The 14133-nt window shown below is 44.2% G+C and carries 4 protein-coding genes; all 4 read right to left on the minus strand.

The annotated features are described in order from the left end of the window. Positions 1-27: 27 nt before the first annotated feature. The 4 genes from GOP56_RS04865 to GOP56_RS04880 all read right to left on the minus strand — a co-directional run bounded on the left by GOP56_RS04865 (position 28) and on the right by GOP56_RS04880 (position 13448). Positions 28-1617, minus strand: coding sequence for a serine hydrolase domain-containing protein (locus tag GOP56_RS04865; RefSeq protein ID WP_163244693.1), 1590 nt, complete (start codon positions 1615-1617; stop codon positions 28-30). Between the two features lie 7 nt (positions 1618-1624). Then, the gene (fabD, locus tag GOP56_RS04870; RefSeq protein ID WP_163244694.1) at positions 1625-2860 is read right to left on the minus strand and encodes an ACP S-malonyltransferase; all 1236 of its coding nucleotides are present in this window, start codon (positions 2858-2860) and stop codon (positions 1625-1627) included. A 78-nt stretch (positions 2861-2938) separates the two neighbouring features. Then, positions 2939-12400, minus strand: a complete 9462-nt coding sequence (locus GOP56_RS04875; protein WP_163244695.1) for a non-ribosomal peptide synthetase — start codon at positions 12398-12400, stop codon at positions 2939-2941. A 13-nt stretch (positions 12401-12413) separates the two neighbouring features. Then, entirely contained in the window at positions 12414-13448 is a 1035-nt protein-coding gene (locus GOP56_RS04880; protein ID WP_254068617.1) for a TauD/TfdA family dioxygenase, read from the minus strand. Positions 13449-14133: the final 685 nt, after the last annotated feature.

Genomic DNA, 14133 nt, shown 5'->3' on the forward strand with positions numbered 1-14133 from the left:
CAATGTTTTTTGAAAAAATGATCTTGTTTACGCCCTTACATATCGCCAGGTATTCTGAAAAGTAAGCATCATACCTTCTTCTTCTTCCGTAAACTCCATTAATCCAAATTCATCTACATAGAACAGATTATCCTTAAGAGGAACACAAACCGTCTCGGTGTCCTCATCAATTAAAACAGGGCCTCTATCATCCACTCGGAATGAAAAATTGAGAACGTTGTCCGTGTAATCCCCTTCAAACTTATACCACAGGGATGAATCAGATTGATACAGACGTTCGGTCGTTCTTTGGCATGCGGAACTGTTGACCATGATGTACGGAGCAGCTTCCCCGTCTTTAGGTATAAAACCGATATGATCGAGCGGTTCCTGTTCGTCATCGTAGGTGATAAAAAAGTGCTCTCTGACGTAACATAGTTGTCTTTCTTCGCCATTCAAATTCAAATACAGCTCATTATCAGACATTCGCACCTGAGCCGCGCCCTTGAGAAAACCGATATACGTTCCTTCATAGCTTGACCATTGCGATTTATCCACGGGCGGTTCCTGGAAGCTGGCTGCTGCAAAAACTTTCGGCATTTGCTTAGGTAGCTCAAGCATTTGGTCAAGAATATCATGTGCCTCTGTCCAGCCATAATCCTGCGAGGAAAGAGTTATGACACCTACTTTTTGTTCCGGTACAAGAAGAATTGCACTGTTGTATGTGCTGATTGCCCCGGCGTGCCTTATCATCTGAACTCCCTTGTAAGTATCCCTAAAAAATGTAAGTCCGCTTGCCAATCCAGACAGGGTGAAGCGGTCCGCCTGTAGCGAATGCATCTCTTCGATGGATTCTGGCGAAAGAATCTGTGTTTGACCAACACGCCCCCTATTCAGATGCATAAGGGCAAACGTAGCTAAATCATTTACCGTTGACATCGCAAAGTAGGACGGGTAATTCGCTGCATTTTCTGGAAAGTTATGCTGAACGCGTAAAGAACCGTCAGGATGTCGGTCATGGGCAAGCGCCAATGAATAGGTGAAAGCCACCAAAGGATCATACATTGTCCGGCTCATTTGAAGAGGATCAAATAACCATTCTTTCATGAATTCTGGAAAAAACTGACCCGTCACCCGTTCTGCTACATATCCCGCCAGATTCAAATGGTGATTGCTATAGGAATGCAAAAATCCTGGTGGTGCCATTAGGGTTAATTGAGAGATTTCTTCCCGGACATATTCCCCTAATGCCCCTAGATCACGCTTGCCAACCATATCACCGCCGTCTGGAAATCCTGCCGTATGGTTGAGTAGCATACGCAATGTTACTTTCCTAGCGGCCTCTGGATCGCTAAGACGGAATTCAGGTATGTAATTTATAATCGGTATATCGAGCTCTACCTTCCCCGCTTCTACAAGCCGCATGATGGCACTTCCAGTAAGTGGCTTCCCCAAAGAGCCAATGCGGAAAATTGTATCGCAAGTTACAGGGGTCCCCCCTTCTTCCTTGTTAATACTGCCAAAGCCCTTAGCATAGACGACTTCCTCACCCTTGAGAACGGCTATTGCAAAACCTGGAATGCGTGTTTCGTCAAACGTTTGCTGAATAATTGCATCAATGCTTTCAATAGATAGCATTCTGACATCAAACCTCCACATGTATAGAATTAACGCATCCTTTTTGTTTGTATCCCGTGATCTGATACAATTGATCCATTCTTCTTTCCTGTTCCTCCAAAGGCGTCTGTTTTGCAGCTAGCATCATCTGCAAGCACTTCATCGCCTCGTCTATTTCCCCAAAATCAGGTCGTCTTCCACACTCCTTCAGCTTATGCCCAAGCTCTTGCAATCTATGATACGGCTGCACAAATCCTTTTTGGTATGCTGCTTCATCATTGTTACGATTCTTTGTGCAGATACCAATCCGGATGCACGTCTGCACCACGGTCGGAAATTCCTCTTCAAGCTTCTGACGATCTGATGGTTCATCAAAGGAAAAAGCCCTAAGTGTCGGAACGTTTTTCCTTGTCAGATTACGAAGCACCGTTTTTGGCCCGAACTCAATAGCAAGTTCTACTCCTTGGTTATGAGTATCCTGCATAATTTGCGCCCATCTGACTGGCTCAGTCATTTGTCTAGTCAGTAACTCGGCAATGCAAGCTTGATCATCATACGGCTTTCCAGTCACATTGGAATAAACCGGCCATTTCAATGTATCAACATTGACCTTCACAAGCTCAGCATGCAAACGTTCGGCTGCTGGCTTCATCAGCATGCAATGAAAGGGAGCACTTACCTGTAACGAGATAAGCTGCGCACCTTGTCGCTTTATCATCTCGCTCACCCTGCTGACTGCCTCCCGATGACCGGCAATCACCACCTCATGCAAAGAATTGTAACAAGCGATCTCCACTGCCTTCTGTCCCTCAGATACGCTGTGGCACATGTCAGCTACTAGGGTAGCGGGGATATTACGTACAGCTACCATACTTCCTTCACCCGGCGAAACCGCTTCCTGCATGAACTGTCCTCTTTTGGAAACAAGTAGAACAGCATCCTGAAACGAAAGGGCTTCTGCGCAAACCAGAGCAGAATATTCACCCAGACTATGACCGGCTAGATAGGATGGCTCGATTCCAAACTCTTGCATGAACACCCGAAATGCCGAAACGCTTACGGTCAGAATGGCTGGCTGTGCTATTTCCGTACGTGTTAGTTCTTCCCGACTGCTTTGCTCACAGCACTTTTTTAGGTCAAATCCCAAGGTATCACTTGCTTCCTCAAACGTCTGCCGAGCAATTTCAAAGTCTGTATACAAATTCAAGCCCATTCCTACATATTGGGAGCCTTGTCCCGAGAACATCATGGCGAGCTTTTTCACTTCTTCCTCCTCACTCTCGTAGAAGCTTGAGAATCCTGAGGGCAGTCATTTTTCGATTGCCCATCAGGAAACTGACTCTTATCGTTTAATTTCCATTTCTTCCAATAAGGCTAATGCATCTTCCATGCTCAAATCTCCTTCTTCTACCTTTTCTAGCATCGTCGCTAGTTTCTGGTCCATGCTTTCCTCCGCCTCTACTTCTTCTGCTACTGGTTCTAGCTGTTCTTGAATGTATGCTGCCAACTTACTCACAGTAGGGTAAGCAAACAAATCAGTGACACTGACCACGTTAGGATAAATTTTTGCCAATTCCCCCTGCATCTGAACCAAAAGTAGAGAATGTCCTCCCAGATCGAAGAAATTATCATGTAAACCGATGCTAGGGTTTTGTAATAACTTCATCCAGATAGATAACACCTGTTCTTCTATATCATTTTCAGGTATCTGCAACTGAGCTTGCTCACCATGCACTACTTCTGGCATCGGTAGCTTCTTATAATCTATTTTTCCATTAGGTGTAAGTACCAGTGCTTCCAGTTGAACGAAAAAGGATGGCAGCATGAAAGCTGGCAACGTCTGACTTAAAAACGTACGTAGCTTTACTTCGGCTATCGGCTCAGTTGATAAGTAATAGGCACATATCGCTGGATAACCTACATGTTCAATCACCTTTACGACAGCTTCTTGCACCAAATGATGCTGTAATAACCGAGCTTCAATCTCTTCTAATTCAATTCTGTACCCTCGAATTTTGACCTGAGTATCCCTTCGCCCCAAGAACAGGACGTTACCATCAGGCATCCATTTTGCAAGATCGCCTGTTTTGTACAGCCTTTGCCCGGGTTTAAACGGATGTGCTATGAATTTTTCAGCTTGAAGCTCCTGCCGTCCAATGTAGCCTCTTGCTAAACCTACCCCTCCTATGCATAACTCACCGGGCACACCGATCGGTTGAAGTCGGTTGAACAGTGGGTCCAAAATGAGTATTTCTGCATTAGCGATCGGTTTCCCAATCGGAATCTCTGATGGGGTCGACTGATCAATCGGATAGACCATACTCGTGACTGTACACTCGGTCGGCCCATAAGAGTTGACCACCTGATAGCTCGTCGGCGAAATTTGCTTTAGCCTATCGCCACCCACTAGTAGCATCCGCAGAGAACGATTTGGCAGTTTCATAAATTGCTCTCCTATTGCAGTCGCCAAATAACTGATCGAAATTCCGTTTGCCTCGAAATACTCATGTAATTTTGGCAGGTCTAGTCTGATCTCTTCTGGAATGATATGAATACAAGCACCACTTATCAGATATGGGAAAACCTCCCAGATAGAGGCATCAAACCCAAATCCTGCATACTTAGTGGTGGCGTCCTGCTTTGAAACCTTAAAATAGTCACGGTACCACAAAGATAGATTTAACAAGGAGCCATGCTCGATTAAAACACCCTTAGGCATACCAGTCGATCCTGATGTATAGATGACATAAGCCAAATCCCGTTGTTCGACAGGAAGCTGGAGATTGGAATCATCCTCCATATCAAGCGTAAGTGTAGTCATATCTAACCATGACTCGCTGTTGCCGTTATATGCCTCTTCTACCCCAGCAGAGGCCAAAACCGTCTTCACTTTACTATCTGCTAAAATATATTGAATCCGCTCTGCTGGATACGCTGGATCAATTGGGAGAAAAGCCGCTCCTGCCTTTAACACCGCGAGCATTCCCACTACCATTTCCAGAGAATGATGAGCGATGATACCAACGATTTCGTCACTTCTCACTCCCGATCTGCTAATCACTCTGGCCAATTGGTTCGCCTTTCGATTGAGCTGGTCGTAGGTCAAGCTCTGATCCTTGAAAACGAGTGCAGGGCGCTGAGAAGCTATTTTTGCCTGTTCTTCTATACACGCATGAATGGATGGATATACTGGATAGTTCGTTTTTGTGTTGTTAAAAATTTCACTGATCTGCACTTTCTCCTCATCCTGCAAGATCTCTAATCCACAAATCTGGCCCGTTGGCTGCTCTATTACCCGGGAAAGTAGCGTACGAAAATGTTGCAGCATTCGCTTGGCTGTCTCCTCAGAAAATAGCTGAAGATCGTAGGACAAGGTAATATGCAGGCCGCTCTTTGTCTGTTTGGCAAATAAAGTGAAGTCGAATTTTTCGATCGGATTTGGATCATGTAAGCTGACAAACTGTATATCTCCTGCACGGAAGCTATCCGTTTGATCCTCCTCGAAAACCAGAACGGTTTGGAAAAGCGGATGACGACTGGAGTCCCTAGGTAGCTGGAGGTTCTCAATCAGCTTTTCAAATGGATATTCCTGATATTCAAAGGCTTGGAGAGAAAGAGCTTTTACTTCTGTAAGAAAGTCTATGAAACGCTTGTGACCTGCTGGTTGGCTTCGCAAGCCGATCGTATTTACAAACATCCCTATCATTTCTTGCAAATCAGAATGGAACCTTCCAGCAACTGGTGACCCGACAATGATATCCTCCTGCCCCGAATATCGTGAAAGAAAGACATGATATACCGCCATGAGTAACATGAACTTAGTCGTTTCTGTCTCCACCGTCAACCGTTCCAATGCGGCCATGTCATCTCCAGTCAATGTAAAAGATACCTTGCCACCTGCATGTCCCTTCATCGAGGGCCTTGGAAAATCAAGAGGCATCTCTAAAATTGGGATATCGTGCGCAAATGCATCTAACCAAAATTGCTCATGCTTCTGGAAATGAGCCGATTGAAAACGCTCATTTTGCCAGGTGCTGAAGTCCTTATAATGTACAGACAATGGGGATAGCTTGATGCCCTGATAAAACGCCGCCATGTCCCTAATTAGGATTTGCATGGACAAACCATCAGAAATAATGTGGTGCATATCAAATAAAACCGTGTGTTCTGTCTCGCTTTGACGGACGAGTCCGACACGAACCAGCGGAGCATCGGCAAGATCGAAAGGCCGAATAAAATGGGTGATGATCGTATCAAGCGTCTGTTTTTCCGAAACCTCGAACATCTCGATTTCTACTGGACAACTTTGGGAGATACGCTGAACAGGTTCACCATTTACCAGGTCAAATGAAGTTCGCAGAGCCTCATGACGATCCACTAGCTGCTGATATGCCTCCTGCAATCGCTGTTTATCCAGCTGGCCCGTTGCCCGTAAGATTCCTGACATATTGTATGAAGTATTGCTGTCCTGCATTCGATCCAGCAAAAACAAGCGTTTTTGTGCAGAGGAGACTGGATAGTGCTCGCTCTGGGTTACTTGCTGAATGGGTAATTCGATCTGTTTAGATTTTCCTTTGATCCGTGTAGCCATTGCTTGTAAAGTAGCGTGGCTAAATATCTCGGTCACTGAGATATCCGCATCAAACGATTGCTTTATAGCTGTCGCAAGCTTAACGGCACGCAGGGAATCTCCCCCTATGGTGAAAAAGTGATCCGTCGCTCCAATCCGCTCTAAGCCAAGAACATCAGACCATACTTCTGCCAATCGCATTTCCCAATCCGTGGTAGGAGGCACATAACCCTTCGTCCGCAGGCGTTGCTCGCTCGGTTCTGGCAGTTGATTTTTTGCTACTTTTCCATTCGGAGTAACAGGAATACTCTCAATTTGCACAAAGCTTGCAGGGATCATATAGATTGGAAGCCTCTCTGCCAAATACTCACGTAATTCCATTAGGTCGCTCTCCTTCTGGAACACGATATACGCACATAAGTAAGCTTCGTCCTCTGCATCCTCTCTTTTTATCACACAAGCATCAGCGATCGCCGGATGATCTAGGAGGACAGCTTCAATGTCTCCTAGCTCCATTCGAAATCCCCGTATCTTCACCTGCTGGTCAATTCTGCCCAAAATCTCTATATTTCCATCAGGTAGCCATTTTGCTAAATCTCCTGTTCGATATAACCTCTCCCCTGAAACAAACGGATTTTGAATAAATTTATCTGCTGTTAATTCTGGCCGATTGACATATCCTCTAGCTATGCCTGGTCCAGCAATGCATAGCTCCCCTGGCGTGCCAATGGGCAGCAGTCTTCCTTCCTGATTAAGGATATACACGTGATAATTGCTTATCGGTTTTCCAATAGGAATGCTTCGCTCTTCTCTATCCTGAACATGAAAATAGGTAGCGCACACCGTTGCCTCTGTTGGCCCGTATGTGTTGTAAATCGCTACTCGGTCTGCGTAGCTGGTATAATATGCAGGCTTTAACACATCTCCGCCACTGATGATCAATCGAAGACTCGGGATAACCGGGTATTTATTTAGTTCATTTAGCAGTAGGGGTGAACAACTAATGACAGTTACCTGATGTTCGCGCAAAATGGAAGCCAAAGCAGATACATCCCTGATTTCCTCACGGTGTGGAATTACCATGCAGCCACCATTCAAGAGAGTCGGATACATCTCCTCAACGAATGCATCAAACGAATACGATGCTTGCTGCAAAACCACGTCATCAGCGGTTATTTGGAACTCTTTGTCAAAAGCATGCAGATACGCAAGCAGATTACCGTGTTCCACCATTACCCCTTTTGGTTGTCCTGTAGAGCCTGATGTGTATATGACATATGCCAAATCAGTTAGCTTATTAACACATGGTGGGTTAATGTCCTCCTCCTCTGCAAGCGAAGGGTCATCCAAAGAAAGTATGTCTTCAATAAAATCAAGTTGTTCCGCGATACGGGATTTGGTCACGAGCAATGGAAAACCACTGTCTTCCCAAATGGCTCGAATTCGGTTCATCGGTAGCTCTGGATCAATTGGCAAATAAGCTCCGCCCGCTTTCAGCACAGCCAAAATGACTGCTACCATGTCGGCAGAACGCTCTACGATCAAACCGACAACCGTGTCTGGGCCTACTCCCTTTTTCTTCAATCTGCTAGCCAAACGATTTGCATATTCATTTAGGAACCCATAGGTATACGACTTTCCGTCCGCGATGATAGCTGTTTTTTCTGGTTGTCGTTTTGCCTGTTCTTCAAATAGCTCTTGTACCAATTTCTCCGTGCTATATGTAGAAGTCGTCGTATTAAACTCGTCGAGTATCTGCTGTTGCTCCTGTTTGGACAACAGACTGATTGCCGACAGTTGCTCATCTGGGGACGCAGCAATCTGCTTCAGCACGCTAATAAATTGCTTAGCTAGGCGGACAATTGTTTCATTTGTAAACAATTTGGTAGCATACTCAAATTCAAAGCACAGGCCGTTTGCTTCCTCTCGGGCGGTGACTGACAAATCGAATTTAGCCACTTGCTGTTTACATTCAACCGACCGGAATGATAGCTCTTCGCCAATCGAAAACGAATGGATAAGCGCAGATTCTAATGTGAACATCGTGTCAAACAGAGGGTTTCGGCTGGAGTCACGCTCTACGCATACCTTGTCGACCAGCAATTCGAATGGGTAGTCTTGGTTTTCCAAAGCCAGAAGCATGTTTTGTTTCACTTCTGCCAGAAAATCTTTAAATGACTTCTCGCCCGACGGATAATTGCGCAACGCCAAAGTATTAACGAACATGCCGAGTAGATTGTCCAACTCCTCATTGCGCCTTCCCGCCACAGGCGTTCCCACCACAATATCGGTCTGTCCAGAGATATGCATGAGCCATACATAATAGCTAGCTAGCAATACCGTATACAAGGTCGTCCCATTTTGTAATGCAATTCGGTTCAGTGTCTCAGCCTCCGATTGATCCAAAACCATCTTGACAAGACCCCCAGCAAAGCTTTGAACGGCACTGCGCTGATAATCAGTAGGCAATTGTAAGATCGGGATCTCACCAGCAAAGCTTTCCAGCCAAAATGTTTCCTGTTTTTTGCATTCTTCTGATGATAGCCATTCACTCTGCCAGACAGCATAATCCGTATATTGAACTGGCAGTGCTGGTGGCTCTATTCCTTGATATATCTTGACAACTTCCTGAATGAAATTAGAAATCGTTACACCGTCACCAATGATGTGGTGCATATCAAAGAAAAGCAGATGTCGATCTTCAGCCGCCTTTGCCAGTCCCAATCTCAGAAGGGGAGCTGTTGTCAAATCGAATGGTTGTATAAATCGGTCGGCTATCTCATCGACGGTTGTTAGGTCAAACGACGGATCAAGAGAAAGCGACTGGAGGGAGAGAGTGATAGTTGGTTCCACTCGCTGAACAGGTACCCCATCAACCCATTCAAACGAGGTCCGTAATATATCATGACGTTGTAAAATCTGTACAAAAGCCTTCTCCAAGCGCTCCTTGTCTAATTTTCCCTCGATTTGCATCACAGCCGAGATGTTGTAGTTGACGCTGGCTCCATCAATTTCGTGTAATAAAAACAATCGTTTCTGTGCTGATGAGACAGGATAATACGAACGCTTCTCTACCACTGGGATGAGCGATGAGTTAGCTGATTGCTGCGTGATAACATATTGTGCCAGCTTTTGTACCGTTGGGTTTTCAAAGAGTGCCGAAATCCTCAGTTTCATTTTCAGCATCCGGTGAACCCTGCCGACCAACTGCATTGCCTTTAACGAATGACCTCCCCTTTCAAAAAAATGATCTAGAACGCCGATGTTATTGATCTCTAACACTTCTTGGAAAAGCGCGAGCAACGTTTCCTCCATCTCATTACTCGGTGGTTCATAAGAAACGGCTTGTTCAAAAATGATAGTAGGCTTAGGCAACAAAGCTTTATTGATTTTTCCGCTTGTGTTTAATGGCATCTTCTCTATTTGTTCAACCCAATCAGGAACCATATATGCCGGTAAACGCTGCGACAAGTAGTTTCGTAGAATGGAAGACTCCAGCAGTTGATCTGCCACATAATACGCGCACAAATATTTTTGCTGTTGCTCGTCTTCTCTTACGATTACACATACTTCCCGTACCGATTCGTACTGAAGTAATACATGTTCGACTTCAGTTAGCTCAATGCGGAATCCGCGAATTTTCACCTGATTGTCGATTCGCCCTAAATATTCAATGCTACCGTCGGGCAACCATCTGGCCAAATCTCCTGTCCGGTACATCATTTCATGATCAGCAAAAGGACTAGCAACAAACACACTCTCTGTCTGCTCAGGTCGATTCAAATACCCACGAGATACACCATCTCCAGCCACACACAGCTCTCCAGGAAAGCCGATGGGAACTAGCTTGCAATTCTTATCCACAATATAGGCTTTCGTATGACTAATAGGCTTGCCTATCGGAACATTCACCTCATAATCCGAGGTGACGGGGAAAAAGGTTGAAAACACTGTGTTCTCTGTTGGACCATATCCATTCACGATCAATAATTGTGGACATTGCTGACGAACTCGGTTGACGTGTATGGGAGAAACTGTGTCCCCACCTACAATCAATGTATGTACATCCGAGAAGAGGGATGGATTCTCCATAGCAAACTGGTTGAACAGCGGACTAGTCAGCCATAGTAGTGTGACTTTATTTTGTTGTAACGTTTGTCTAAAATGATCGACGTCTAAAAGCTGTTCTTTTGTAAGTAAGCAAAGCGTAGCACCATTTAACAGCGATCCAAAAATCTCAAATACAGAGACATCAAAGACAAGCGAGCTTGTTTTTAATAGACAATCCTGTGCTGAAATCCGAACAGTCTGTTGATTTTGCACCAAATGGATGACATTACGATGCTCCACCATGACCCCTTTTGGCAAACCACTAGAACCGGACGTGTAAATAATATAAGCCAAATCTTTTGGACTAACAGAATGAATCATGTTTTCCTTAGAATAGGAGCCCAATGCTGAATCCTGGATGTTGAATATGCAGCCGTTGTACTCCTGAAGCAAAGACGTAAAGCCGGTCTGCGTAATTACTACTTTGGCGCCACTATCGTTGAGCATGTATTGAATTCGTTCTAATGGAAAACTAGGATCAATAGGCAGATACGCCCCGCCTGCCTTTAGGATGGCTAAAGTGGCGATAATAGATTGCATCGGCTCCTCCACGAGAACCGCAATCACACTCTCTCGTGATATACCCAATTCGATCAGCTTCCATGCTAGCTGATTTGCTTGTTCATTCAGTTTTTGATAGGTTAAACTTTGATCATCATGAATTAATGCAACATGATTAGGGTGTTCCTTTACTTGTTGTTCAAACATGAGCGGTATGGATTGATAGAGGACGTATTCATCTTGTTTATCGTTAAATTCTTCTAATATCTGTTTCTCCTCTTGCAATGTCAGCAACGAAAGTTTTGATACCTTCTGTTCCACATCCTCTGTCATACACTCAATAATCCGTCCATATAGGGTAAGCAATCTACCAATCGTCTCATTAGAAAAACGATCGGAACTGTATATAGCCTTTATCTCTACCTGTTCATATTCAGAAATGACCAAGGTGAGATCGTAGTTTGTCATTTCAAAAATAGAATACTCCTGAAGCGATAAAGCATCTGTGTTTCCTAATTGTTGATCCAGTGGATAATTCTCTACCACCACAATTGAGTCAAATAACGACGGGACATGGGCTATTTGACTGTAGCCTTTAATTTCTGCCAAGGAGGTAAACTCAGCGTCATCCCGTCCCATCATGGTCGTGTTCACTTGCTTTACTACATCAAGAATCGGAAGCTGTTCACTGGCTCTCACCCGCAACGGTAGTGTATTAATAAACAGTCCAACCATCTGCTCGATACCGGGAATTTTAGCGTTTCTCCCCGAAGAGGTGACGCCAAACAAGACATCCTCGCATCGGTTGAATTTTTGCAGCAATACCCCCCACGCGCTGTACATAAAAGCCGAGAATGTTACCCCATGCTGTTTGGCAAGCATCTCCATTTTCTCTTTCGTCCGTATAGGTAGCATCAACTGCCGGGTACTTACAACTGCGCTATCCACTTCGTCCCTATTGTAATCATGGGGTAACATTGTTTTTGAATCGAATCCATCCAGATACTCTTGCCAATAAGTAGCTTGTTTGTTTTTATTCTGCTTTTGTATCCATTGGATAAACTCTTTATATTTCGTTTTTTTTCTATATTCCGTTAATTCATTATTCAGTAACGATTGATAAACATCCCAAAATGTCTGAAGCAAAATCCCTGTACTCCAGCCGTCAAATAAAATGTGATGGTTAGTAATCATTAACACACATTCTTGTTCATTCAAGAGGACAAAGGTAATACGATAAGGGGCTGAACTTAAATCAATCCCTTGGTCCAGATCATTGCTTTTGATGATTTCTAGCTCGTTTGCCTGCTCTTCCCTATCCCTGTTTTGAAGTGAAAAAACTCGAAAAGGAATGGGATGCTCCTTCAAAATAATCTGTACAGGACTTCCTGTTTTTTCCCAGCGGTAAATCGTGCGAAGCATCTCATTTTGCTTGGCAACGATGTTCCACGCCTGTTCGAACAGCTCTGTCCGAATAATTCCACGGATCGTTAGCGAAAGTTGTTCTATGTATTGTCTGGAATTCTGATGTTCCAGGTAATGAAACAACATGCCTTCCTGAAGCGGAGTCAGACCTAGAATATCCTCAACATTTTTCCGATCCAATGTGGCTACTCGACTCATGGATACACCCTCCTCAGTTTAATGCTGAATCAAATTCAAATGTGTAGTTCGTCGATGGATCAGCCATCGCAACCACTACCTTCCGAGGGCCTACAAAAGGGGCACGGCCATGTGATACAAGCATATTATCTAGCATCATAACGTCTCTCTTCTCCCAAGGAAAATAGACGGATGTGCGCTCGAAGACATTTCGAATTTCCTCAAGAATAGCTAGATCTATCGGCTGCCCATCACCAAAGTATGTATTACGTGGGTAGTTCTCTTCTGGTACGGCCATCATGATGTAGTCGCGAATTTCCTCTGGCAGGTTGGTTACATGGAATAGGTGAGCTTGATTAAACCAAACCCATTCGCCCGTTTTTGGGTGCTTCGCAACGGCTGGACGCAGGGAGCGAGTTCGTAGGCAATCGCCGTTTAGCCACTCATATTCCATCCCCATTTTCTTGCAGTACTGCTCCACTACTGTTTTATCCTCTGTTCGAAACACATCTTGCCATGGCAAGTCGAGCCCTCCGCCGTAATTACGAACATACATGACTTTCTTTTCCATAAAACGCCTTACGATAGCAGGATCAAGCAGCGATAAAACCTCTCGGCTGTCAGCAATCGGTGTCTCTCCTCCCTGTTGAGCCGGCTGTGCACAATAGAACCAGATTTTCATCGCCCATTGGTGGGCATATGAGTTTTCGTTATGCTGCGGAATGCTCTGGTCCGCTGGATATTCCGTCGAAGTGTACACTCTTCCCTGCACCTCTGTTCGTGGAGTAGAGCGTTCACCGTACTCTACAAGCTCAGGAGCGAATTGCTTCGTTAGGTTTTCGAAGCTCTCAATGGTCGGTACGTCAAAACCTCTGAAAAGAATACCACCGTATTTCAGCAAGCTTTTTTCGATTTTGTCAGCATGTTCCTTTACCCATGCATGCAAATCAAGCTGTTCATCTATCGGTCGAATAACGAGCGGAAGCGTCCCCTGTGCATTTGGCAATAGCTCTACTCTTACCTTCTGATCAAACATCGTTTCCTGAATCGCTACCACTTCTTTTTGCATCTTAATCCCCACTTTCTTCATTCCTATTTATAAACTTTTTATTCCTATTTCTACCAATCAAGCTTTTTAATTCAAAGAGGTAGATTCAAATCAGATGGCGATACCTGCCTTGTCCTGTTCCTGACAGTATATAACCAAGTCGTGAAATTGCTCCCTGAAATTCCGCTAATTCTAGCGTTGTAATAGATAGAAAAGTCATTTTTCCGAAAAATTCAGTTATATCGAGATAATATCTAATAGTATATTCAATAAATGGAATAATTTCCATATATTTTCCAAATCCATAACCGAAAACATAAAAGTTAAATCAGCAACACTAGCGTGCAAAATTTCTTGGGGTTTCCTACACTACAGGAGCTGTAGCAGATCATCTACCACCGCCTCCGAATAAGACGGAGATGATGGTCGTATGGTTCGTTCAAAAAAATGAACAAGGACTGTGTATCTCTGCATACTGTCCTTGTTTCAAATGGCTCTACATTACACGTTTGTCAGATTGAACTAAGCATCTTGCAATAAACACTCCCCCAATGCATAGCCATCTATCAGAAAGATAGCCAAAAATGCTAGTAACAGCATAAGTAGATATAAAACTGCTAGACTAGTCATACATGAAAAGAAGCTTGCTTGCTCTAATGGAGCTGTGTTTACTTAATAAACATTATGTAAAGTATTAGTGTCACTA

This window comes from Brevibacillus sp. 7WMA2, assembly GCF_010748895.1.
Classification (GTDB): domain Bacteria; phylum Bacillota; class Bacilli; order Brevibacillales; family Brevibacillaceae; genus Brevibacillus_B; species Brevibacillus_B halotolerans.